The 23,910-nt window shown below is 71.1% G+C and carries 20 protein-coding genes; 5 read left to right on the top strand and 15 right to left on the bottom strand.

The features are described 5' to 3' along the window. Positions 1 to 2 precede the first annotated feature (2 nt). The 3 genes from OG707_RS06590 to ectA are packed head-to-tail and all read right to left on the bottom strand — an operon-like array spanning position 3 to position 2,246. Positions 3 to 401 carry an ectoine synthase gene (locus tag OG707_RS06590; protein ID WP_206962203.1) on the bottom strand — a complete coding sequence of 133 codons (399 nt, stop codon included), beginning with the start codon at positions 399 to 401 and terminating at the stop codon, positions 3 to 5. 41 nt (positions 402 to 442) lie between these two features. Beyond that, the gene (gene ectB / locus OG707_RS06585) at positions 443 to 1,711 is read right to left on the bottom strand and encodes a diaminobutyrate--2-oxoglutarate transaminase (protein WP_329115344.1); all 1,269 of its coding nucleotides are present in this window, start codon (positions 1,709 to 1,711) and stop codon (positions 443 to 445) included. Between the two features lie 25 nt (positions 1,712 to 1,736). After that, positions 1,737 to 2,246 carry a diaminobutyrate acetyltransferase gene (ectA, locus tag OG707_RS06580; protein ID WP_329115342.1) on the bottom strand — a complete coding sequence of 170 codons (510 nt, stop codon included), beginning with the start codon at positions 2,244 to 2,246 and terminating at the stop codon, positions 1,737 to 1,739. A gap of 466 nt (positions 2,247 to 2,712) precedes the next feature. Between ectA and OG707_RS06575 the strand changes: the two genes are divergently transcribed. Then, positions 2,713 to 5,811: a phosphocholine-specific phospholipase C gene (locus OG707_RS06575; RefSeq protein ID WP_329115340.1), complete on the top strand. Its 3,099-nt coding sequence runs from the start codon at positions 2,713 to 2,715 to the stop codon at positions 5,809 to 5,811. 42 nt (positions 5,812 to 5,853) lie between these two features. Here OG707_RS06575 and OG707_RS06570 read toward each other — a convergent pair whose 3' ends face one another. Continuing rightward, complete coding sequence (locus OG707_RS06570; RefSeq protein WP_329115338.1) at positions 5,854 to 6,960, bottom strand: pyridoxal-phosphate-dependent aminotransferase family protein; 1,107 nt, start codon at positions 6,958 to 6,960, stop codon at positions 5,854 to 5,856. Between the two features lie 71 nt (positions 6,961 to 7,031). On the opposite strand from OG707_RS06570, the gene OG707_RS06565 reads away from it, so the two are divergent. Next, the gene (locus tag OG707_RS06565) at positions 7,032 to 8,117 is read left to right on the top strand and encodes an amidohydrolase family protein (protein WP_329115336.1); all 1,086 of its coding nucleotides are present in this window, start codon (positions 7,032 to 7,034) and stop codon (positions 8,115 to 8,117) included. 96 nt (positions 8,118 to 8,213) lie between these two features. Here OG707_RS06565 and OG707_RS06560 read toward each other — a convergent pair whose 3' ends face one another. Then, positions 8,214 to 9,656, bottom strand: coding sequence for an arylsulfatase (locus OG707_RS06560; RefSeq protein WP_329115334.1), 1,443 nt, complete (start codon positions 9,654 to 9,656; stop codon positions 8,214 to 8,216). Positions 9,657 to 9,975: 319 nt separating this feature from the next. Here OG707_RS06560 and OG707_RS06555 point away from each other — a divergent pair, with 319 nt between their 5' ends. Together OG707_RS06555 and OG707_RS06550 are read left to right on the top strand one after the other, a co-directional pair. Next, the gene (locus OG707_RS06555; RefSeq protein ID WP_443071275.1) at positions 9,976 to 10,962 is read left to right on the top strand and encodes an SCO1860 family LAETG-anchored protein; all 987 of its coding nucleotides are present in this window, start codon (positions 9,976 to 9,978) and stop codon (positions 10,960 to 10,962) included. A 96-nt stretch (positions 10,963 to 11,058) separates the two neighbouring features. After that, positions 11,059 to 11,415, top strand: a complete 357-nt coding sequence (locus OG707_RS06550; protein WP_329115330.1) for a group I truncated hemoglobin — start codon at positions 11,059 to 11,061, stop codon at positions 11,413 to 11,415. On the opposite strand, the gene cobC is transcribed toward OG707_RS06550, so the two are convergent. The 6 genes from cobC to cobM form a co-directional block, all read right to left on the bottom strand. Further along, complete coding sequence (cobC, locus tag OG707_RS06545) at positions 11,405 to 12,460, bottom strand: Rv2231c family pyridoxal phosphate-dependent protein CobC (RefSeq protein ID WP_329115328.1); 1,056 nt, start codon at positions 12,458 to 12,460, stop codon at positions 11,405 to 11,407. The two genes, OG707_RS06550 and cobC, sit on opposite strands and share 11 nt — an antisense overlap. After that, positions 12,444 to 13,337 carry a sirohydrochlorin chelatase gene (locus tag OG707_RS06540; RefSeq protein ID WP_329115326.1) on the bottom strand — a complete coding sequence of 298 codons (894 nt, stop codon included), beginning with the start codon at positions 13,335 to 13,337 and terminating at the stop codon, positions 12,444 to 12,446. The genes cobC and OG707_RS06540 overlap by 17 nt, the downstream gene beginning before the upstream one ends. Then, the gene (locus OG707_RS06535; protein ID WP_329115324.1) at positions 13,334 to 13,906 is read right to left on the bottom strand and encodes a precorrin-8X methylmutase; all 573 of its coding nucleotides are present in this window, start codon (positions 13,904 to 13,906) and stop codon (positions 13,334 to 13,336) included. The genes OG707_RS06540 and OG707_RS06535 overlap by 4 nt, the downstream gene beginning before the upstream one ends. A 529-nt stretch (positions 13,907 to 14,435) precedes the next feature. Further along, on the bottom strand, positions 14,436 to 16,124 hold the full coding sequence (cobJ, locus tag OG707_RS06530) for a precorrin-3B C(17)-methyltransferase (RefSeq protein ID WP_329115322.1): 1,689 nt from the start codon (positions 16,122 to 16,124) through the stop codon (positions 14,436 to 14,438). Further along, the gene (cbiE, locus tag OG707_RS06525) at positions 16,121 to 17,377 is read right to left on the bottom strand and encodes a precorrin-6y C5,15-methyltransferase (decarboxylating) subunit CbiE (RefSeq protein WP_329115320.1); all 1,257 of its coding nucleotides are present in this window, start codon (positions 17,375 to 17,377) and stop codon (positions 16,121 to 16,123) included. The genes cobJ and cbiE overlap by 4 nt, the downstream gene beginning before the upstream one ends. After that, entirely contained in the window at positions 17,374 to 18,198 is an 825-nt protein-coding gene (gene cobM, locus OG707_RS06520; RefSeq protein ID WP_329115318.1) for a precorrin-4 C(11)-methyltransferase, read from the bottom strand. The genes cbiE and cobM overlap by 4 nt, the downstream gene beginning before the upstream one ends. A gap of 83 nt (positions 18,199 to 18,281) precedes the next feature. Between cobM and OG707_RS06515 the strand changes: the two genes are divergently transcribed. Further along, complete coding sequence (locus OG707_RS06515) at positions 18,282 to 19,004, top strand: ZIP family metal transporter (protein WP_329115316.1); 723 nt, start codon at positions 18,282 to 18,284, stop codon at positions 19,002 to 19,004. 14 nt (positions 19,005 to 19,018) lie between these two features. Here OG707_RS06515 and cobI read toward each other — a convergent pair whose 3' ends face one another. The 4 genes from cobI to OG707_RS06495 are packed head-to-tail and all read right to left on the bottom strand — an operon-like array spanning position 19,019 to position 23,770. Beyond that, a complete protein-coding gene (cobI, locus tag OG707_RS06510) occupies positions 19,019 to 19,741 on the bottom strand; it encodes a precorrin-2 C(20)-methyltransferase (protein ID WP_329115314.1) in 723 nt (240 codons plus the stop codon). Then, positions 19,738 to 21,177: a cobyrinate a,c-diamide synthase gene (locus tag OG707_RS06505; protein ID WP_329115312.1), complete on the bottom strand. Its 1,440-nt coding sequence runs from the start codon at positions 21,175 to 21,177 to the stop codon at positions 19,738 to 19,740. Before OG707_RS06505 ends, cobI begins: the two co-directional genes overlap by 4 nt. Continuing rightward, positions 21,171 to 21,767: a cob(I)yrinic acid a,c-diamide adenosyltransferase gene (cobO, locus tag OG707_RS06500; RefSeq protein ID WP_329115310.1), complete on the bottom strand. Its 597-nt coding sequence runs from the start codon at positions 21,765 to 21,767 to the stop codon at positions 21,171 to 21,173. Before cobO ends, OG707_RS06505 begins: the two co-directional genes overlap by 7 nt. Beyond that, positions 21,767 to 23,770, bottom strand: coding sequence for a putative cobaltochelatase (locus OG707_RS06495; RefSeq protein ID WP_329115308.1), 2,004 nt, complete (start codon positions 23,768 to 23,770; stop codon positions 21,767 to 21,769). The genes cobO and OG707_RS06495 overlap by 1 nt, the downstream gene beginning before the upstream one ends. Positions 23,771 to 23,910: the final 140 nt, after the last annotated feature.

Here is a 23,910-nt window from a genome sequence, read left to right as displayed (position 1 = left end):
GCTCAGACCTCCTCGGTCAGCAGCGGGTAGACGCCGTTCTCGTCGTGGTCCTCCCGTCCGGTGACGGGAGGGTTGAAGACGCAGACGCAGCGGAAATCGGTCTTCGGACGCATGGTGTGACGCTCGTGGCCGTCCAGCAGGTACATCGTGCCGGGGGAGATCCAGTGGGTCTCGCCGGTCTCGTCGTTGGTGAGCTCGGCCTCGCCCTCCGTGCACAGGACGGCCTCGATGTGGTTCGCGTACCACATCGACGTCTCCGTACCCGCGTACAGCACGGTTTCGTGGAGCGAGAAGCCGACCTTCTCCTTGGCGAGCACGATGCGCTTGCTCTCCCAGGTGCCGGTGGCGGCCTTCACATGGCGGTCGGTGTTCTCGATGTCCTTGAACGAGCGGACGATCACGGTGGGTTGCTCCCTCTCTCTGTGGTGCGTTTGGTGCGGTGTCAGGCGGTCTCTCGTACGGAACGGGCGAGGATGCGCAGTCCCTCGTCCAGCTCCTCGGGGCTCACGGTCAGCGGCGGCAGCAGCTTGACGACCTCGCTCATGGGCCCCGAAGTCTCGATGAGCAGTCCGAGCTCGAAGGCGCGGCGGGCGACCGCCGTGGCGCGCTCCTTGTCGTCGAACTCCATGCCCCAGACCAGGCCGCGGCCGCGGAAGCTGACGCCGATCGCGTCCATCTCGTCGACGATCTCCAGGAGCGCGCGCTCGACCTGCTCGCCGCGTGCCAGGGTCTGCTTCTCCATCTGGCCGTCGGCCCAGTACGTGTTGAGCGCGGCGGCGGCGGTGACGAACGCCGGGTTGTTGCCGCGGAAGGTGCCGTTGTGCTCGCCCGGCTCCCAGATGTCCAGCTCCGGCTTGAACAGGCAGAGGGACATGGGCAGTCCGTAGCCGCTGATGGACTTCGACAGTGTAACGATGTCCGGCGTGATGCCGGCCTCCTCGAAGGAGAAGAAGCCGCCGGTGCGGCCGCAGCCCATCTGGATGTCGTCGACGATCAGCAGCATGTCCTGGCGGTGGCAGAGGTCCTGCAGCGCGCGCAGCCACTCGGCGCGGGCGACGTTGATGCCGCCCTCGCCCTGGACCGTCTCGACGATCACGGCGGCGGGCTTGTTGAGGCCGGAGCCCTGGTCCTCCAACAGCCGCTCGAACCACAGGAAGTCGGGAACCTGGCCGTCGAAGTAGTTGTCGAAGGGCATCGGGGTGCCGTGGACGAGCGGGATGCCGGCCCCGGCCCGCTTGAAGGCGTTGCCGGTGACGGCGAGCGAGCCCAGCGACATGCCGTGGAAGGCGTTGGTGAAGGAGACGACGGACTCGCGGCCCTTGACCTTGCGGGCCAACTTGAGCGCGGACTCGACGGCGTTGGTGCCCGTCGGACCCGGGAACATCACCTTGTACGGGAGGTCGCGCGGCCGCAGGATCACGTTCTGGAAGGACTCCAGGAAGGCGCGCTTGGCGGTGGTCGCCATGTCGAGGCCGTGCGTGATGCCGTCGCGCTCGATGTAGTCGATCAACGCCCGTTTCAGGACAGGGTTGTTGTGCCCGTAGTTGAGCGACCCGGCACCGGCGAAGAAGTCCAGGTAGGTGTGGCCGTCCTCGTCGTGGAGGTAGCTGCCCTGGGCGCGGTCGAACACGGCGGGCCAGCTGCGGCAGTAACTGCGTACCTCGGACTCCAGGGTCTCGAAGACGCTCAGGGCAGGCGGGGTGATGGTCACAGCGGGTCTCCTGTGGTGGGGGGTGTCAGGCGGCCGGGACGGGGCTGATGCGGTACAGGACCTCTGGTTCGTGCGAGGTGCCCTCGGGGAACAGCCCGCCGTCGAAGAGGACTTCGCGGGTCAGTGACGCGCCATGGCGTTCCGCGTACGCGGCGAAGAGGCGGTCGGAGGCGGTGTTGTCCGGGGTGACGGTCGTCTCGATCTCCCGCACTCCGCCCGCCGCCGTGACCTTGGCGGTCAGCGCGTCGAGCAGCGTGCCGGCGAGGCCGCGTCCGCGGTGGGCCCGGTCGACGGCCACCTGCCAGACGACGAGGGCCTCGGGCCGCTCCGGCCGTACGTAGCCGGTGACGAAGCCGATGGGTGCTCCGTCGGCGCCGCGCGCCACGACGGAGGTCGCGGCGAAGTCGCGACACCACAGCAGGTAGCTGTACGAGGAGTTGAGGTCCAGCACCTCGGAGTCGCGGGCGATGCGCCAGATCGCGGCTCCGTCCTCCACTCGCGGGGTGTCGATCTCCAGCTCCAGGAATTCGGTCATGGGGAGGAAATTTACCCAGCGAATTCAAAAAATGCATTCTGGGGCGGGGTTGGCGGGAGAGGCGGAACGTGTTATCGCGCGGGCGCACGCGCCGGGCGAGGGTTTGGCGAATCGGTATGGTTTGTACGGGAATTAACGGGCAAATCAACCTTCGTGTGGGGTCGGTCACACCTCCGTAACGACCGCGAGACGCGTCCGAATTACGTAGATCGGTCTTGTTGAAACTCTAGCGTTTAGGGTCGATAAAACGGGGCAGAAGAAAATGGGAAGCTGCGCTGGAAAAGGGCCTGTTCTGCATTTTCAATTCCATTCTCCGGGGGTTGTCGATAAATGCGGAACGGGCCTGTGTCGTGCCCTCGCCCTCCAAGGTTCGGTCAGAGTTCACGCACACCTCTGGCCCCGTGCGTCGAAGTCTCGTATCTATAACGGGTCTGGACCCACGGATGAGCCAAGGAGCTAGCCACCCATGTCCCTCGACGTCTCACGGCGCACCCTGCTGGGCGGTGCGGCAGGTGCTGCGGTGCTGTCCGCCCTGCCGCTGAGTGTGCGCACCGCACTCGCGGCGCCCGCCAAGCCCGGCCGACTCGACGACATCGAGCACGTCGTCGTCTTCATGCAGGAGAACCGCGCGTTCGACCACTACTTCGGCACCCAGCGCGGGGTGCGCGGTCTCGGCGACCGCACCGCGATACGCACCACCAACGGCAGATCCGTCTTCCACCAGCCCGACCCCTCGCGCGCCGAGGGGTACTTGCTGCCCTTCGCGATGAACGCCGCCCACACCAACGCCTACCGGCAGGGCGCGGCCGCCTTCGGCTTCATCGACTCCCAGTCGCTGTGGCGCGACGGCCTCGGCGACGGCTACGTCAACGGCCGCGGCTCGGGCTATCTCGGCCAGGGCTTCTACGAGTCCGCCGACATGCCCTTCTACGCGGCGCTCGCCTCGACGTTCACGATCTGCGACAACTACCACGCGTCGATGCAGACCAGCACGAACCCGAACCGTGAGTACTTCATGACGGGGACCAGCGGAGGCACCGTCAGCGACCTCGCGGTCATCGACAACACGGAGACGGCGGCCGGTTACACCTGGACGACGTACGCCGAGCGCCTGGAGAAGGCGGGCATCAGCTGGAAGACGTACCAGGCGCGCGACAACTTCGACGACAACGCCCTCGCCTGGTTCAAGCCCTTCCACGACGCGAAGCCCGGCGAGCCGCTGCACGACCGCGGCATGACGATGGTCGGCGACGCCGCGCAGGCGGGCGACCCGCACGCGATGGGCGACGCGCTCGTCGCTGCCTTCAAGGCCGACATCGACAACGGTGCACTCCCGCAGGTCTCCTGGCTCGTCGCGCCCGCCGCACTCTCCGAGCACGCCGACTACCCGCCGCCGGACGGCGAGGACCTCACCGCGCGCCTGATCGAGGCGCTCGCCGCCAACCCCGAGGTCTGGGCCAAGACGGCCTTCATCCTCAACTACGACGAGCACGGCGGCTTCTTCGACCACGTCCTGCCGCCGGTGCCGCCGCTCGGCGCCGGGCGCGGCAGGTCGACGGCGAACCCGGACGGCGAAGTGGTCGTACGGGTGACGACTGCCGCCGGCAAGACCCAGATGCGGGTCGTCGGCCAGGACGGCCGCTACCGCGTCAAGTCGGCTGACGGGACGCTCAGTTGGTCGTCGACCCTCCCCGACGGCGAGAAGCTCGTCTCCGGCCCGCACGCGCTGGGCCTGGGCATCAGGGTGCCGATGATGGTGGTGTCGCCGTGGACGCGCGGAGGCGTCGTCGACTCGGCGGTCTTCGACCACACGTCGGTCATCAAGTTCCTGGAACGCCGCTTCGGCGTCCACGAGCCCAACATCAGCGACTGGCGGCGCTCGGTGACGGGTGACCTCACCTCGGTCTTCGACTTCTCGGGAGAGGAGATCGCCTGGCCCCAACTCCCGGACACCAGCGGCAATGTGGCGAAGTCGGTGGCGGCGGCCTCCAAGCCGACCATCGCGGTCCCGAACCCCCAGTTCTTCCCGAAGCAGCAGCGCGGCACCCAGCCCGCACGAGCCGTCCCGTACGCCCTGCGGGTCACCTCCCGCATCCGCGACGGCAAGGCGGAGCTGACCTTCCGCAACCAGGGCGGCCGGGGCAGCCAGGCCGCGGTCTTCCAGGTCTATCCGGAGCCCGGCACCGTCCCCCGGCACTACACGGTCGGCGCGGGCGCCTCGCTCTCCGACACCTGGACGGCAGGCCCCGACGGCTACGACCTGCGCGTCCACGGCCCCAACGGCTACCTCTGGCACCTGCGCGGCAACGACAGCGCCCCGCTCGACGCGCGCATCGACGAGGACCACGACCGCCGCCGCCTCACGGTGGAGGTGGCCAACCGAGGCCGCCGAGCCCGCACGGTCCTGATCGGCGACCTGGCCTACGGCGGGGGAGTGCGTGAACTCCGCGTCCCCGCAAGGGGATCGCGCCAGATCACGGTCAAGGTGCCGGCAGAACGCTGGTACGACATCGCGGTCACCGCGGCGGACGACCCGCACTACCTGCGCCGCTTCGCAGCCCGCTTCGGCGACCGCAGGCCGGGCGTCACCGACCCCGCAATGGGCCTGCCCGAGGCGCTCACGGTCGAGGTCGCGGCGGCAGCAGGCGACGAGCCGGTAGTGGCCGCAGGCGCGGCAACCCGCTTCACGGCGACGATCACCAACCGGGGTGAGTCGCCGCTCAGGGACGTCGAGACAGCCCTGAACGCCCCGGCAGGCTGGCAGACGAAGGCAGCGAAGGGAGATGCTCCCCGAACGCTGGCCGCGGGTTCCTCGTACACCCTCACCTATGACGTCACCCCGTCCTCCACGGCGAAGGCGTACGACACAGGACGCCTGCTGGTGGTCGTACGCGGCCGCTCGGACGACGGCCTGCGCCTGGCCGAGGGCGAACTGGCGACCCGCATAGCCCCGTCGATGTCCGGCTACCTCCTGGGCGAGGACTTCCAGTCCGTCTCGGACAAGCTCCAGCCGCGCGCGGGAATCCTCGGCTGGACGCCGACCGCCCCGGCGGGCTGGTCGGTGGTCAACGCGACAGCGATGCCGCAGGGCACGAAGGAGTTGCAGGGCTGGACGTTCCTGACGAAGCGCTCATGGGCGACAGGCGGCCAGGACCGGGCCAACTTCGCGAGGGCGCTGGGCGTGATCGCGGTGGCGGACCCCGACGACTGGGACGACACGGGATCCCCGTCCGCGAAGGGCAAGTTCGACTCGACGCTGGTCTCCCCGCCGGTGCCGATCCCGACGGGAGCGAAGAAGCTCCACCTCGGCTTCGACTCGCACTACCGCCAGGAGGACCCGCAGAAGGCAGAGGTGCGAGCGGTCTTCGACACGGGCCAGGAACAGGTGCTGCTGACGTACGGCTCGGGTTCGCCGGACGCCGAGAACACCTTGGTCGCAAGAGAGTTGACGGTCCCGGACGGAGCGAAGACCGTGACCCTGCGCTTCCGCATGTACGACGCAGGAAACAACTGGTACTGGGCGGTGGACCACATCCGCCTCGGCACGAAACCGATCACGGCGTAACAAGAGAGGCCGGGCGGGAACCCCCGCCCGGCCGCCGATCGCTCAACCCTTGAGCCACGCCTCGGTGACCGCCCTGCGCGCCGCCTCCAGGTCCACCGTCGCGCCCGTCTCGCCCAGCGCGGCGCCGAGTGCGGCGAGGGAGGAGTGCACCATGCCCTGGGTCGCGTCGGGTCCGTAGTGGTTGATGCGGATCATCTCCTTCGCCAGTGCTCCGCCGCCCGCGATCATCGGCAGCGTCGGGTCGGCGGCCAGGGCCTTCGCTACGAGCTCCGAGGCGTCAACTCCGGGCGGGGTGCGCAGAGTTGTGGCTACAGGCGCGGCGTCTGCGGCCTCGTACACGTACGGCTCCAGGCCCCCGCCCAGCGCCAGCGCACCCGCACGCGTCGCGGCCGCGGCCCGCGCGTGACGAGCGATCACCGCGTCCAGGCCCTCCGCCTCGATCCGCTCGATGCACGCCTCCAGCGCCAGCATCTCCAGCTGCGCCGGTGCGTGCAGCAGGGCCTTGCGGCCGCCGTCGATCCAGCGCTGCTTCCAGTCCAGGAGGGAGAGGTACGAGTGGCGGGGCGCGGACGGGTTCGCCGCGAACCGGGCCCAGGCGCGCTCGCTGATCGACACCGCCGAGACGCCCGCCGGGCCGCCCATCGCCTTCTGGGCGCCGATGATGCACATGTCGACGCCCCACGCGTCGGGCAGGACGGGCTCGGCGCCGATCGACGCGACCGCGTCCAGGTAGAAGAGCGCGCCGTGCTCCCGTACGACCTCGCCGATCTCCGCGACCGGGTTCGTATTGCCGGTCGCCGCTTCTGCGTGCACCAGCGAGACGAAGTCGATCTCCGGGTGCTCGGAGAGGGCGTCGCGGACCTGGGCCGCGGTGACCGCCGTGTGGAAGGGCACCGCCAGGTCGACGACCGTGACTCCGCAGTCGCGCAGCCAGTCGCCGAAGGTCTGTCCGTACGGACCGGTGATGACGTTGAGCGCGGTCGAGCCCGGGGTGGCGCCGGAGCGGATGCAGCCTTCGAGGGGGAGGAGCGCTTCCCCCTGCATGATCACGACGTCCTGCTCGGTGGAGAGCAGGGAGGCGACCCGGCGCTCGATGCCCGCGAAGTGCGCGGCGGTGAGCGGGGGGAGGTCGAGGAAGGGGTGCGTCACGGTGGTGCTCTTCTCGCGAGTTCGTTCGGGCTGCCGGAATGAGCGTACCTATGGGGTTCTAGGCTCGGCACATGAGCGATCGCGTGGTGCTGCATGTGAAGGGGCGGGTGCTCGTCGGGGCCGACGAGATCCGCGACGAGTTGTGGGTCGTCGGCGGGCGGATCACCTACGAGCGTCCGGCCGCCGAGGCCGTCACCGTCGAGGGCTGGGTGCTTCCCGGTCTGGTCGACGCGCACTGCCATGTGGGGCTCGGACCGCACGGCGCGGTCGACGAGGAGACCGCCGAGAAGCAGGCCCTCACCGACCGCGACCTGGGGACGCTGCTGCTGCGCGACGCGGGATCGCCGTCCGACACTCGTTGGGTCGACGACCGCGAAGACCTCCCCACGATCATCCGCGCGGGCCGGCACATCGCCCGTACTCGCCGCTACATCCGCAATTTCGCGCACGAGATCGAGCCCGGGGACCTCACTGCTTACGTTGCCCAGGAGGCGCGACGGGGCGACGGGTGGGTCAAGCTCGTCGGTGACTGGATCGACCGCTCCACCGGCGATCTGTCCGCCTGCTGGCCGCGCGGCGCGGTCGAGGAGGCGATCGCCGAGGCGCACCGGCTCGGCGCCAGGGTCACCGCGCACTGCTTCGCCGAGGACTCGCTGCGCGACCTCGTCGAGGCGGGCATCGACTGCATCGAGCACGCCACGGGCCTCACCGAGGACACCATCCCGCTCTTCGCCGAGCGCGGCGTCGCGATCGTCCCGACCCTGGTCAACATCGCCACGTTCCCGCACCTGGCGGCGGGCGGCGACGAGAAGTACCCGCGCTGGTCGGCCCATATGCGCGACCTGCACGCCCGCCGCTACGACACGGTGCGCTCGGCCTACGACGCGGGCGTCCCGGTCTTCGTCGGTACGGACGCGGGCGGCACCCTCCCGCACGGCCTGGTCGCGGCCGAGGTCGCGGAGCTGGTGAAGGCGGGCATCCCGACGCGCGACGCCCTGTCCGCGACGGCGTGGGGCGCCCGCGAATGGCTCGGCCGCCCCGGCCTGGAGGAGGGCGCCCCGGCGGACCTGGTGGTGTACGAAACGGACCCCCGCGAGGACCACCGCGTCTTGGCAGCCCCCCACCGCATCGTCCTCAACGGCAGGGTCATCGGCTGACCTCGCCGCTTGGTTGTGGGCAGTCGTTCCGCAGGGCGGAACGGGTGGGCACAACCGGTACACGCGGGCCGCGTCAAGGCCCTGCCCCGCCCCAGGTCACACCACCCCCGGCTGCACCTCCAGCGCGGGACAGCCCGAGACCAGCGACTCCCCGTCGACGTACCCCTCAGGCCGCCCCCGAAGCGCATCGACCAGCCGCGCCCGCCAAAGCGCCACCCGCAACGGCCGGTCCGAGCCGAAATCGTGCAGCTCCTGCGGATCCCCGTCCAGATCGAAGAGCTGCTCCCGCCCGCTCCCCGAGAACCACACGTACTTCTCGTGCCCGTCCGTCAGCCACTGCATCGACTCCCCGAACAGCGTGTGCTCCCCGTGCAGATAAGGCCGCCAGTCCACGACGTCCTCACCCCGCGCCAGCCCCAGCACACTCCGCCCGTCAAGCCCCTCCGGCACCGGAAGCCCCGCACACTCCAGCAGCGTCGGCATGACATCCCGTAGCTCGACCACCGCCGACGGCGCACCCCCGCGCGGCAGTTCGCCCGGCGGCCCCGCCAAAATCAGCGGGACGCGCGCCGAGCCCTCATACGGGTACGCCTTGCGCCAGAGTCCGTGTTCGCCCAGCATCTCGCCGTGGTCGGACGTGAAGCAGATCCAGGTGTCGTCTCCCAGCCCGAACTCCCCGAGCGCCGCCACGAACCGCTGGATCTGCTGGTCGATGTGCGACATGTGCCCGAAGTAGCCGGCCCGCGCCCGCTGCACCGTACCGGCGTCGTACGAAGCCAGGTTGGCGTCCGCCCGGGAGTCGTCGCGCCAGCCCTCCAGCGCGTCAGCCCAGTCGCCCCGCACCGGCTCGTAAGGCGGAGCCCCCGTGTACTGCTCGAACGCCCACCGCGGCGGATCGTACGGCGGATGCGGCCGGTGGAAGGAGAGATGCAGCAGGAAGGGTGAGCCGGGGTCGCGCCGGTACAGAAAGTCGATCGCCTCGCTCACCACCCAGTTGGTGGGGTGCAGCCGCTCGGGTCGGTCCCACGGCCGCGCGACCACGCTGTTGCAGTCGAGCCCGTTCTCCGCGTAGTCCGAGCCCGGCACCTCGCCCGGCTGCCGCTCCAGCCACGCCAGATAGTCGTCGTGGAAACGCGGGTCGCGACCGCGCTCGCGCGCGAAGTGCAAGTAGCCGTCGTGCAGCGTCACTTCGTCGAAGCCGAGCCGGTTGCGCTCGGGGTACGTGTGCAGCTTGCCGATGGCGCGCGTCTGGTAGCCGTTGCGCCCGAACTCCCCGGCCAGCGTGACCGGGTACTCCCACGGCACCCCGTCCCGGTACCCGGTGCGCCCGTGCGTCTCCTGCGCGAGACCGGTGTGCAGAGCAGCCCGCGCCGGGATGCAGGACGGCACCGCCGAGTACGCCCGGTCGAAGCGCGCCCCGCGGCCCGCGAGCTGGTCCAGGTACGGGGTGCGTACGACGGGATGCCCGGCCCCCGAGAGACAGTCGCCCCGCCACTGGTCGACGGCGATCAGCACGACATTGCGGGGTGTTGCGGACACCAGGCGCTCCTCTGGCAGTTGGGCGGTCTGCCGCATGATCGCATTGACGGAAGCGTGACGCCGAGCCGACGTGATTCGTTACACCCCCTCGCGCGCACTCCGGCGTATGCGTGAAACGAGACGTCTAGAGGAACGCACGTGCCGAAAGATTCGAATAAGAGCACGGAAACCCCCCTTTGGGGTGAACTCACGCCAGGTTGCTGTTCATTCACTCTCAGTGCGTAAAGATTCCCGTGTCTCAGTCGCCGGCGGCGCCCGTGATGTCCCCCATCGGCGGGCGACCCGGCGGCTTCATGTCTCTTGTGGGGGTTCCACCGCTTTGAACAGCAACACCTTTGCCATGCCCGCACGCCGTCGCGCAGCCGCCGCCCTGGTGGCCGCCGCACTGACCGCCGGCCCCGCGGTCCTGCTTGCCGCCGCCCCGGCACATGCCACGGGCGGCGACGGCGGAAAGGCGAGTGCCGTCGTACTCCGTGCCGGCCTCGACGTCTCGCTGCTCAACAAGACCGTCGACGTTCCGCTGAACGTCACCCTGAACGACGTCCAGGCACCGGCGTCCGCCGAAAAGACCGCCCTGACCGTGAAGTTGGACAGCGTCGACCGCAACCGGCCGTTCAGCATCCTCCGTGCCGACGTCGCCACCGCGAAGGCCACGGTCGACGCGCACAAGGCCGAGGGCTACTCCAACCTGGCGCACGCCAAGATCCACCTTCCCGGCCTTCCCCTCCTCTCCCTCATCGAGGTCCAGCAGGTCACCTCGAAGGCGGTCTGCGAGGCGGGTAAGCAGCCGTACGCCGACTCCAACCTCCTCGGTCACGTCACTGTGCTCGGCAAGAAGGTCACGGTCTCCACGGGCGGTACGACGCGGATCTCGGTCCCCGCCGTCGGCGAGGTCACCCTCGACCTGTCCAAGACGCACACCACTTCGCGCACGGCAGCCGCGACCGCGCTGCAGCTGAAGGTGTCGGTCAACCCGCTGAAGCTCAACGTGGCCGAAGTGACCGGCGACATCACGCTCGTCGAGGCGAAGTGCGAGTCGCCCAAGGCGCCCGCCACGCACGAGGAGGGCTCCTCAGGCGGCTCCTCCGGCGGAGGCAGCAGCACCGGCGGCACCGACACGAAGGCGCAGTCCGCCAAGGACCCGGTCGCCGTCAAGGCCGCCGCGAAGGACGACGCCAAGGGCGACGAGAACCTCGCCGAGACCGGCGGCAGCTCCACGACCCCGTACATCGCGGGCGGAGCCGTGGCCCTGGTCCTCGCCGGCGGTGGCGCGCTCGCCCTGGCCCGCGGCCGCAAGCGGAGCTGATCCAGGCCGAGTTGAGGGCCGCCGGGGGCGGGGCGGCCCTCAACTCACTCGTACGCATGTTCTGAATGCGGGGTTCCACCCGTACGCTCCTGCCCCATGGACACCATCTTTGAGCGCATAGGCGGAGCACCCGCCGTGGCCGCGGTCGTCGACCTCTTCTACGAACGGGTGCTGGCCGACGCCGAGTTGAGCCCGTACTTCACCGGAGCCGACCTCGGCGCGCTCAAGGCCCACCAGCGCGACTTCGTCGGTCAGGCGCTGGGTGCCACCAGCCCGTACGAGGGCCGAGCCATGCGCGAGGCCCACGGTTCCCTCGCCATCAGGAGCGAGGACTTCGACCGCGTCGTCGGCCACCTCGCCGCCGCACTCGCCGAGGCCGGCGTCGACGACGACACCATCGGCACCATCGCCGGCGCACTCGCCCCGCTGAAGGCGGACATCGTCACCGGCTGACGGAGACCAGAGCCTGGTCCAGCGCCTGCAGGAAGCGGTTCGTCGTCACCCGGTCGCGTACGGCAAGACGCAGCCACTCCGGCCCGAGCCCGGGGAAGGTGTCCCCGCGCCGGGCGGCGAACCCGAGGAGGCGCAGCCGCTCCCGGACCAGGTCGGCCCGCTCCATCCGTACGAGAACGAAAGGACCCTCCGCCGCTTCGACCGCCCGCACCTCGTCGAACTCCGCGAGCCCGGCCAGAAGATGGGCCCGGTCGGCGGCGATCCGCACCGCGGCCGCCCCCGCCTCCGCGAGCGCGTCGGGCGCGGAACACGCCTCGGCCGCCGTCAGCGCGGGCGTCGAGACGGGCCACAGCGGCTGCGCCCCCTCCAGGGCGGCGACGGTCTCCGGCTCGGCGAGTACGTAACCGATGCGCAGCCCCGCAAGGCCCCAGGTCTTGGTGAGACTCCGCAGCACGACGAGCCCCGGTACGTCGGTGCGTCCGGCCAGCGCCTCGCGCTCACCGGGAACGGCGTCCATGAACGCCTCGTCGACGACCAACACCCGCCCGGGACGGGCGAGTTGCACCAGATCCTCGGCCGGATGCAGCACGGACGTCGGATTGGTCGGATTGCCGACCACGACCAGGTCCGCGTCCTCGGGCACGGCCCCCGGATCGATCCTGAACCCGTCCGCCTCGCGCAGCAGCACCCGCCGCACCGTGTGCCCGGCGTCGCACAGCGCCGCCTCTGGCTCGGTGAACTGCGGGTGCACGACGACGGGCCGCCGTACGGCGAGCGCACGCGCGATCAGCACGAACGCCTCCGCCGCCCCCGCCGTCAACAGCACCCGCTCCACCGGCAGTCCGTGCCGCGCCGCGACCGCCGCACGGGCCGCCCGCCCGTCCGGGTAGGCGGCCAGCGCGCTGAGCGAACCCGCGATGCGGGCGCGCAGCCAGTCCGGGGGAGTGCCGGTCCGTACGTTGACCGCGAGGTCCGTCAGATCGTGATCCCTGACCTCGGAGTCGCCGTGGTGGCGGAGGTCGTGGCCGTCAGTGCGTGTGTGCATGGTGGTGATTGTGATGGCCGTCGTCGTCGGGGTGGAAGTGGGGCTGCTGGGCCAATCCCACCTTGTCCTCGAAGCCGGGGAGTGCGATGCGGTAGACGCAGGAGTCGCAGTTCATCCGGATGTCGCCCTTGACGGCCTCGCGGTAGCGCTCCATCACCAGGTCGCGCAACTCCTCGGTGGGACCGATGACATCGGCCGACCTCACCTCGGTGGCCGGATGTGTGCGGTCCCATTCCGCGGTCTGCGTCCGCACCCGGTCGGGAAGAATTCCGGTGAAGAGGAAGTACGGCAGCACAACGATCTTCCGCGCGCCCAGCGCGACGCACCGGTCGAGGCCGCTGGGAACGTCGGGCGCGGCGAGCGAGACGAACGCCGTCTCCACGCCCGCGTACCCGCGCCCCTCCCACAGGAGCCGTGCCGCCTTGTACACCTCGGCGTTGGCGTCGGGGTCGGTGGACCCGCGCCCGACGAGCAGCACGGTCACCTCGGAGCGCTCAAGCCCCACAGTGGCCTCGTCGATACGCCGCTCCAGCACGGCGAGCAGCCCCGGGTGCGGCCCGAGCGGACGCCCGTAGGTGTACGAGATCCCGGGGTGCCGCTCCTTCTCGCGCGCGAGCGCGGCGGGTATGTCGCCCTTGGCGTGCCCGGCGGAGACGAGCATCAGCGGTACGGCGGCGAAACGCTTGACGCCCCGCTCGACGAGGTCGCTCACCGCGTCGCCGAGCGGCGGCGGTGAGAGCTCGATGAAACCGCCGGCGACGGCGATCTCCGGGTGCCGCTCGCCCAGTTCGGCGACGAACGAACGGAAGGCCTCGGCCCCGGCGTCGTCCCGGGTGCCGTGTCCGGCGACGAGCAGTGCGGGCTGGGGGGTGGTCACGCGATCTCCTTGTAGAGCAGGGCATTGAGGGCGGCGGCCGCGACGGCGGACCCGCCCTTCTCGGAAACATTGCTGACAGCGGGCAGCCCGCTTGTCCGCAGGGCGGCCTTGGACTCGGCCGCTCCGACGAACCCGACGGGCAGCCCGATGACGAGCGCGGGCGCGGCATCCAGTACGAGCAACTCCTCGAGCGCGGTGGGCGCGCACCCGATGACCCAGACGGCCCCGGGCCCCACCTGCTCGTACGCGAGCCGCACCGCATGCGCGGACCGGGTGAGCCCGGGCCCGGCGACGGCATCCTTGAGCCGGCAGACGGCCTCGCGCTTCGTGATCCCGGCGGCGACCATCTCGACGTCGGCGACGACGGGCGCCCCGGCGTGCAGGGCGGCATGGGCGACTTCGAGGGAGCGCTCGTCACAGACGAGGTCGTCGGCGTACTCGAGATCGGCGGCGGAGTGGATGACCCGCTCGACGACGGCCCGGGTGAACGGCGCAAACCCGGAGGTGTCGAGCCGAGCCCGAAGACGCCGGAACGACTCCTGCTCGATGGGGTGCACGATGCGGGTCACGAGGCGGCTCCTGAGGGGGCGGGGACGGCGTCGCGAACGCGCGGCGCGGGGGAGGCGGCAACCTGCGTGCCGTGCCCGGACCCTGCGGCCCGGACCCGGACTCGGCGTGAATCACCAGCGGTGCGCAGGCTGGGGTGCGGTCGCCTATCGCCTGCTGCGAGAGATCCGCTCGCGGAGCCGCTGGGCGGCCGGTTGCCGGACCGCGCTGCGCCGGTCAGAGCGCGTGCTGTTTTCTGGCGCGAGCGCACCTTGTCGGCCTCGCCGCAGCGCGAGCGGCGCCCGTGCCCCGTAGCCAGGTCCCGCGGAGCCTGTCCCGCCACGGCCCGCGCATGTGCGTTCAGGCGGGGCCGTACCACGCCCGCCCGCACCCCGTCTCCGTGCCCACGGCACGTGCTGGGCCCGTGGCACGCAGCCGGGTCCTGTGCGCGCGTGTCGACGGAGGCGCGTGCGCGACGCACTCCACCTGTGCCGGCCCGCACCCCGCAGCCGCACCTGCCAACACCCGCCCCGGGCCTACGCGTTGCCCGCATCAGACCTGCCACCGGTACCCCCTGGGCGTCACCATGCGGCCCGCGATCTCCCGGGCCGCCGTGTTGCCGACCACCACGACCGTCATCATGTCCACCGTCGTCGGGTCCAACGCGCCCAGCGTCGTCAGCCTGCTGCTCTCGTCCACGCGCGACGCGTTGCGTACGACACCGACCGGCGTCGTCCCCGTACGGTGCTCCGCCAGAATCCCCAGCGCCTTCGGCAGCTGCCAGTCGCGGCCCCGGCTGCGCGGGTTGTAGAACGTCACCACGATGTCCGCCTCGGCCGCCGCCCGGACCCGCCGCTCGATGACCTCCCACGGCGTGTGCAGGTCCGAGAGGCTGATCGAGACGTGGTCGTGGCCCAGCGGGGCGCCCAGGATCGCCGCCGCGGCCAGCGCCGCCGTCACCCCTGGCACCCCCACCACGTCGATGTCGTCGCTCGCCTCGGCCAGTGCGGGCGACGCCATCGCGTACACGCCCGCGTCCCCGCTCCCGATCAGCGCGACCGCATGCCCCTTCCGGGCCTCGGCGACCGCCGTGCGCGCCCGCTCCTCCTCCGCGCCGAGCCCCGACTCCAGGACGGTCGTCCCCGGTCGCAGCAGATCGCGGATCTGGTCCACGTACTGGTCGAGCCCGACCAGCACCGACGCCCGCCGCAACTCCTCCTTCGCACGCGGCGTCAGCAGATCCCGCGCCCCGGGACCGAGCCCCACCACGGCCAGCCGGCCGCGCGGCGCGCGGCGCACCACCGCGCACGTCGCCATCGCGGGCAGCCCGTCCGGACGGCTCGACTTCCGCTTCGGTACGAGGAGTTCGCCGCCCTCCGCGAGCGCCGCCGCCTCCGCCACGGACGGTGTCCCGACGGCGGCGAGGGGGGCGTCCGACGGATTGGGTACGGCGACCCCGGCAAGGACCTCGGCCGCGTACGTACGCAACGGAACCCCCAGCCGCGCGGCCGCCCCGACGATCCCGGCCTCTTCCGTCTTCGCGTCCACGGTCACCAGCTCCGCGACGCTCAGCGCGGAGAGCCCGGCCCCCTCCAGGGACTCCTCGACCAGCCCGAGCACCTCCTCCACGGACGCACCCTTGCTCGCCCCGATCCCCACCACCAGGGACGGAGGCCTCAACACCGCCTCGCACGCCCCGAGTTCACCCACCCGGTCGCTCACCCGCAACACCGCATCGGCGTCGTCCGCGACCACCACGGGCAGCGGTGGCAGCGGCCACACCGCGTCCGCCCGTACCGCCACGGGCTCCCCGTCCAGAACGGCCCGCGTGACCGCCGCGACCGCACCCTCGACCGGCCACCCCAGCGTGTCGAGGCCGGGGATGTCCCGTGCGTCGGTGGCCGTGGTCACGACCGGCGCGCACCCCAGCACCTCGCCGACCTCACCGGCCAGCGCGTTCGCCCCACCCTCGTGCCCGCCGAGCAGCGACACCGCGAACCGGGACCCCTCGTCGACGCACACGACCCCGGGGTCGGACGCCTTCCCTTCGAGCAGCGGCGCCACGAGCCGCACCACGGCCCCGGTCGCCAGGAAGCACACCAGCTGCTCGCACTCCCCGAACGCCCGCACCACGGCGTCCCGTACGGGACCTTCGTAGACCCGCGTACGCCCGGGCCAGGCCGCGGCCAGCCGGTCGCGTGCCACGGCGCCCGCCGCCGTGGCGGAGATCAGGCCGATCACAGTTGTGCTCCTTCGACGTCAACAGCAGTGTCTGCAGGGCGAGTTCCCCACAGCAGAAAGACAGGATTGGTGGCCGCGAGCCGTGTCACGTCCCCCGGCAGCGGCGCGAGCCGCGACGACTGCAGCAGTACGCCGTCGGGCACCAGCCCCGCCCCCGCCAGCGCCGCCCGCACCTCAGGCACCCGGTCGAGCGCGGCCAGCGCCACCACCACACTCCGCCGCGCCCGCCGCGCGCACGCCGTCACGATGGCGGGCAGCTCGCGCCCGCCGCCGCCGATGAACACCGCGTCGGGATCGAAGAGATCGGACAGCACGGTCGGCGCGGCACCGTGCACCGCCCGTACGTACACCCCGTGCGCCTCCGCATTGGCGCGGATCCGCTCCACCCCGTCGGAGGTCTTCTCCACGGCGACCACGGCCGCCCCCAGCCGCGCACACTCCACGGCCACCGACCCCGACCCGGCCCCGATGTCCCACACCAGATCCCCGAGCCGCGGCCCCAGCTTCGCCAGCGCCAGCGCCCGCACCTCGAACTTGGTGATCATCGAGTCCCGATGCTCGAACTCACTCTCGTCCAGGGCCCATTGGCCTGGGACGGCCGCAGCCCCGGCCACCGTCCGTACGACCGGCGACAGAGCCCGCGCCTCGTCGATGCACAGCACCACGCTCACCGGATCGGGCCACTCGCGCCCCGCCGCCTCCAGCGCGGACATCCGCTCGACGACCTCGTGCTCCGGATCCCCGAGCGCGCTCGCGATCACCAGAGTCCGCCCCGAGGACTTGTACGCAAGGGCAGTCGCAAGCTCCGCGGGCCCCGACCCGGGACCGGTCAGCACGGCCACCTTCGGATGCGCCCGGCACACATTGACCGCGGTCCGCAGGTCACGCCCGTGCGCGCTGACGACGACCGCGTCGTCCCAGGGCAGCCCGATGCGGGCGAAGGCGACGGCGACGGAAGGCGCCGAGGGACGTACATCCAACGCATCCGAACCGAAGCGCTCGGCCAACGCCCGTACGATCCCGAAGAATCCAGGATCCCCAGAGGCCAGCACCACGACCCGCGCCCCGTCCTTCCCGACCTGCTCGGCCATCACCTCAAGGGCGGGAGCCAGCGGCCCGAGCACGATCCGCTCCGTCTCCTCCGGCAGCCCGGCCGCCTCCAGATGACGCCGCGCGCCCACCACGAGGGTGGCCCCGTCGAGCACGCCGGGCGGCAGGGGCGAGCCCGTCCCCGTACCGACGACGGTGATCACGACGAAGCCCTCTCGGCCCGCAGAGCGGCCCGCGCCGCCTTGTCGGCCTTACGGAATCCGTGGAAGTGCCCCGGGTGGTAGAGATGCGACCGCGTCCCCGAAGCGGACAGCGCGGGCCCCACCAGGAACAAGGTGTGCTTCCACAACTTGTGCTCCTTGACGGTCGCTTCGAGCGTCTCGATCGTGCACTGCAGCACCAGTTCCTCGGGCCACGTCACCTGGTACGCGATGACGACGGGCGTCGACGTCGGATACCCGCCCTCGAGCAGCTCCGCGGTCAACTGCCCCGACCGCGCCGCCGACAGGAACACCGCCATCGTCGTCCCGTGCCGCGCGAACTCCCGCACCTCCTCGCCCGGCGGCATCGGCGTCTTGCCGCCGCCGAGCCGGGTCAGGATCACCGACTGCGCGACCTCCGGAATGGTCAGCTCGCGCTGGGCGATCGCGGCGACGGCCGAGAACGACGAGACGCCGGGGATGATCTCCACGTCCAGCCCGATCCCCGTACACCGGTCGACCTGCTCCTGCGTACCGCCCCACAGCGCGGGATCCCCCGAGTGGATCCTGGCCACGCGCAGCCCGTCCCGCAGCGCCCGCTCGTACACGGCGACGACGTCCTCCAGGGACATCACCGCCGAGTCGAGGATCTCCGCACCCTCGCGCGCGTGGTCGAGGACCTCGGCCTGCACCAGGCTCGCCGCCCAGATGACGACGTCGGCGTCCGCGATGGCCCGCGCGGCCCGGAAGGTCAGCAGATCGGCGGCGCCGGGGCCGGCGCCGACAAAGGTCACCTTTCCGGTGGAGGCGGTGACATCGGCCATGGGAGGGGTCCTCTCAAGAACAGGAACAGAGCGGAAAAGATCTGGACGTGCGGGGTCGGTGCTCAATGGACTAGCAAGGGGGCATGGCGGTCTTCGTCGCGCTCGGCGCGTTCCTGATGACGCTGGTCGGCGGCTGGACGGCCCAGCGCGTCACCGACCGGCGCCACCTGGTGCTCGGTCTCGCGGGCGGCCTGATGCTCGGCGTGGTCGGCCTGGATCTGCTGCCGGAGGCGCTGGACGCGGCGGGCCAGGACGTCTTCGGCGTACCGGCGGCCCTGCTCCTCTTCGTCGCGGGCTTCCTCTTCGCACACCTGGGCGAGCGGCTCCTCGCCGTACGGCAGGCGGCTCACGGAGCGAGCGACGAACGCGTCCCCGAGGTCGGCCTGACAGCGGCTTCGGCGATGGTGATCCACAGCCTGATGGACGGCGTGGCGATCGGCGCGGCCTTCCAGGTGGGCGGCGGAATGGGCCTGGCCGTGGCGATCGCCGTGATCACGCACGACTTCGCGGACGGCTTCAACACGTACACACTGACGAGCCTCTACGGCAACGCCCGCCGCAAGGCCGTCGCGATGCTCTTCGCCGACGCACTCGCCCCGGTGGTGGGCGCGGCGTCGACGCTGCTGTTCACCCTTCCGGAGCAACTGCTCGGCAGCTATCTCGGCTTCTTCGGCGGCGTACTCCTCTATCTGGCCGCCGCCGAGATCCTCCCCGAGGCCCACCACGACCACCCGGCCCGCTCCACGCTGCTGTTCACGATCGCCGGAGTGGGCTTCATCTGGCTGGTCGTGGGCATCGCGGGCTGACCGTATCGGCGGCCTCACAGCTTGCCGCCGCGGCGCCCGTCGCGCCGGGCGGGCGCGATGAGGGTCGAGAGATACGGCAGGGACTCCTCACCCAGCTCGGAGGCGGGCCGTATCGACTCCTCCTCAAGACCGAGCGCCGACCCCCACACGGCGTCCTCGGTCCGCCCGGTCTCCCGCAGCGCGGTGGCCACCTCACCGGCGAGCCGCCCGAACTTGTACGCCACGACGGTGCCGGGCCCCTCCAGGGCCTCCTTCAGCACGGCGGCCCCTGCCGTCACCGGGACGAGCGTCAACGGCTCGGTGCCCTCGGTGAGCACGGCTCCGCTGCGGGCGGCGAGATCCTGCATGGCGGTGATGCCGGGCACGGTCTCGACGACCAGGTCGGGGGCGGCGACGGTCTGCGCGAGATAGGTGAAGGTCGAGTACACGTTGGGGTCGCCGATGGTCGCGAAGGCGACGACGTCATGCGTACGCAACAGCTCGGCGACCCGCACACCGGCGGCGTCCCAGGCGGCTTCACGGCGCCCGCGGTCGGAGCGCTCGTTCAGCGCGAAGACGACACGCACGACCTTCTCCGCGCCGACGTAATGGAGGACGGTCGCCTCGGCGCGCCCCACTTCACCCGTGTCCATGACGGGCACGACGACCACATCGGCGCCGCGCAGCGCATTGACCCCCTTGACGGTGACCAACTCCGGGTCCCCGGGCCCGACTCCGACGCCTATGAGCTTGCTCATCCCCAGCACCTCTCAACAAATCTCTGTGCGATCCCGGGCCGGGAGGCCCAGTGCGTATGCAGATAGCTCGCATGCACGCTCTGCTGTACGAACCCTTCGACCCGGCGCTCGGGCTGGTGCAGCCCCCAGGCGGGGGAGGCCCCGGCGGCCGGCTCCAGTACGGTCCGGTGGAACTCGTGGCCCTGCATCCGGGTCCCTGCGGCGAAGAGGGAACTGTCGGAGACGGCGACGGCCTCGCGATACCCGAGGGTGAGCCGCTCCGACATCCGGGCCTCGCCGTCGAGGACGCCGCACATGGGCTGCCCGTCGAGGGACCGCGCGAGATAGAGCAGCCCAGCGCACTCGGCGGCGACGGGGGCCCCGGAGAAGGCGAGCTCGGCAACGGCCTTACGGAGGGGCTCGTTGGCGGAGAGCTCGGGCGCGTACACCTCGGGGAACCCGCCGCCGATGACCAACCCCCGGGTTCCTTCGGGCAGTTGCTCATCCCGGAGAGGGTCAAAGGTCACGACGTCGGCACCGGCGGCGGAGAGCAACTCGGCATGCTCGGCGTAGGAGAAGGTAAAAGCAGCCCCACCGGCGACAGCTACGACGGGCTTCGCCACATCAAGCCCCTCCGGCGATTGAGGAGCGGGGTCTGGGACGCTGTGTCCATTGGCGGCTTCGCCGCGGGCCCAGTTTCGGGAAGGGGCGGGCTGGGGGAGATCCCCGCCCCCCGACCCCGGCTCCCACGCATCCCCCGCAAGGGCAGGCGCACTCCGGGCCAGAGCAAGCAGAGCCTCCAGATCACACCCGGCCCGCACCCGCGCCCCCAACTCCCGTACGGCCTCAACAGCCGCCGCCCGCCGCTCGGCAACCGGCACAAGCCCCAGATGCCGCGAAGGAGTCGCGACCTCCTCGACCCGCCGCAGCACACCCAGCACCGGCACCCCGGACTCGTCCAGAGCCTCCCGCAGCATCGCCTCGTGCCGATCGGAAGCAACCTTGTTGAGAATGACGCCCCCGATCCGCACCTGCGGATCCCACGACGCGAACCCATGCACCAGCGCGGCAACGGACCGCGACTGCGACGACGCGTCAACAACCAGCACCACAGGCGCCCGAAGCAGCTTCGCCACCTGCGCAGTAGAAGCCAGCTCCCCCCGCCCCGCAGCCCCGTCGTACAGCCCCATCACACCCTCGACGACAGCGAGATCGCACCCCGCCGCCCCATGGGCGAACAGCGGCGCGACGAGATCCTCCCCGCAGAGAAAGGCGTCGAGATTCCGCCCCACCCGCCCCGTGGCGAGGGAGTGATATCCGGGGTCGATGTAGTCGGGCCCGACCTTATGAGGCGACACGGACAAGCCCCGCCCCGCGAAAGCCGCCATCAACCCCGTCGCGACGGTCGTCTTCCCACTGCCCGAAGCCGGCGCCGCGACAACAATCCGAGCTACCACTCGATACCCCTCTGGCCCTTCTGACCGGCATCCATCGGATGCTTGACCTTCGACATATCGGTCACCAGGTCGGCGAGCTCAACCAACGCCTCCGGCGCGCCCCGCCCCGTGATGACGACATGCTGGGTCCCGGGCCGGTCCTTCAGCACAGCAACAACCTCATCGACATCCACCCACCCCCACTTCATCGGGTAGATGAACTCATCCAGCACATACAGCTGATACGTCTCGGCGGCCAGGTCCCGCTTGACCTGCTCCCACCCTTCCCGGGCCGCATCCTCACTGCTCTCGATGTCGCGCTGGACCCAGGACCACCCCTCGCCCATCTTGTGCCAGGCAACGGTCCCGCCCTCGCCGCTCGCCCCCAGCACGCGCAGCGCCCGCTCCTCGCCGACCTTCCACTTCGCGGACTTCACGAACTGGAAGACCCCGATGGGCCACCCCTGATTCCACCCGCGCAGGGCGAGCCCGAAGGCGGCGGTGGACTTCCCCTTCCCCACGCCCGTATGCACGACGACCAGCGGCCGATTGCGGCGCTGTCGCGTGGTGAGTCCGTCGTCCGGCACGGTCTCCGGCTGTCCCTGCGGCATTAAGCGGCCCTCCGACGGTTTCCCTGTACGTCCTTGACGAGCCCGGCGATGGACTCGGCCCGCAGCTCATCGAGCGTCACGGCGGTTCCCCCGAGCTGCCGGGCGAGCTCCCCGGCGAGCCCGAGCCGCACCGGCCCCGACTCGCAGTCGACGACGACCGAGGCCACACCCTCGACCTCATGGAGCCGCGCGGCACGCGCGGCGAGTGCCAGCGGCTCGGGCCCGCCGGTGGCGCGCCCGTCGGTGACGACGACGAGCAGCGGCCGGCGCGAAGGATCCCGCATGCGCTCGATCCGCAGTACGTCATGGGCTTTCAACAGCCCAGCGGCAACGGGCGTCCGCCCACCCGTGGGCAACGACTCCAGCCGCGCCGCAGCAGCATCCACGGACGAGGTGGGAGGCAACGCAACCTCAGCGTCCTTCCCCCGGAAGGAGACGAGCCCCACCTTGTCGCGCCGCTGATAAGCATCGAGCAGCAGCGAAAGAACAGCCCCCTTCACGGCACTCATCCGCTGCCGGGCGGCCATGGACCCGGAGGCGTCCACGACGAACAGCACGAGGTTCCCCTCGCGCCCTTCCCGGTTGGCCTGCCGCAGATCGTCACGCCGTATGACGAGCCCGGTCCCGGACCGCCCGCGCGCCCGCTGATGGGGTGCGGCGGCCTGCACGGTGGCGGCCAAGTGGAGCTTGGTCAGGGCCCCTTGGGGCCGCCGGGCCCCGGTGGTCCGCCCGTGCTCGGTACGGGCCCGGGACCGACGCCCGGCAGCTCCCTCGCCCAGCCCGGGCACACTCAGCATCTTCGTGCGGAACGGCTCCCCGGCCCGGACAGCACTCTGCTCCCCACCGGCGGGCTGCGACGCGGGCCCACCGGATTCGGGCTCGGCGGGCGTGTCGCCCTGCGCGTCATCACCCTGTGACGGCGTGTCGGGCCCGCCCGACGGAGGCTGCCCACCACTGCCGGGACCGTCAGGATCAGGATCAGGCTCGTCGTCCCCGCTCGATTCCTGGAGGGTCTCGTCGAGCTTGTCCTCGTCGAGTCCGGGAGCGTCAAAGGGATTGCGCCGACGCCGATGCGGAAGGGCGAGCAGCGCAGCCTGCCGTACGTCCTCGGCGATGACGTCCTCCCGCCCGGCCCAGGCGGCCAGGGCGGTGGCGGTACGGGCCATGACGATGTCGGCGCGCATGCCGTCGACTTCGAAGGCGGCGCAGGTGGCGGCGATCTGCCGAAGGGCGGGATCGCCGAGCCGAACAGACGGAAGCAGAGCCCGAGCACCAACGATGCGGGCCCTCAACGCGGCTTCCTCATCGGCCCACTTGGCGGCGAACGCGGCAGGGTCGTCGTCGTAGGCGAGCCGCCGCCGTACGACCTCGACGCGCAGATCGGGCTCGCGCGAGGCGGCGACCTCGACGGTGAGCCCGAACCGGTCGAGCAACTGGGGCCGCAGCTCGCCCTCTTCGGGATTCATGGTCCCTACGAGCAGGAACCGAGCGGCGTGCCGCACGGAGACGCCTTCGCGCTCGACGTAGGAGGCGCCCATGGCGGCGGCATCGAGCAGCAGATCGACGAGATGGTCATGCAGCAGATTGACTTCGTCGACGTACAGAATCCCGCGATGGGCGTCGGCAAGAAGCCCCGGCTCAAAGGCTTTCACGCCTTCGGCGAGCGCACGCTCGATATCGAGGGCGCCCACAAGCCGGTCCTCGGAGGCCCCCACGGGCAGCTCAACGGTCCGCGCATCACGCGACACGCCGCCACCGTCTGCGTGGGGCCCGTCGGGACACGCCGGATCGGGAGAGGAGGGATCGCAGGAGAATCGGCACCCGGAGACGACGGGAACTTCGGGGAGCAGGGCGGAGAGGGCACGGACGGCGGTGCTCTTGGCGGTGCCCTTCTCGCCGCGCACGAGGACGCCACCGACGCGCTCGGAGACGGCGTTGAGGAGCAGCGCAAGCCGCAGGTCGTCCTGCCCGACGATGGCGGTAAAGGGATAGGGGGTGCTCATGCGATGGCCTCCTTCAGCGATGCAGGACGTTCGAGCGCGCACTGGGCAAAATCAAGCCCGTCCGGCGATTGAGGACCGGGGGTCCGGGGGCGGAGCCCCCGAGTAGGGGCGCAGGGGGCGAAGCCCCCGCACACCGGGGC

The sequence above is a fragment of the Streptomyces sp. NBC_01465 genome (genome assembly GCF_036227325.1).
Classification (GTDB): Bacteria; Actinomycetota; Actinomycetes; order Streptomycetales; family Streptomycetaceae; genus Streptomyces.
The sequence above is the reverse complement of the archived record's forward strand: the minus strand, read 5'-3'. Positions and strand labels throughout refer to the sequence as shown.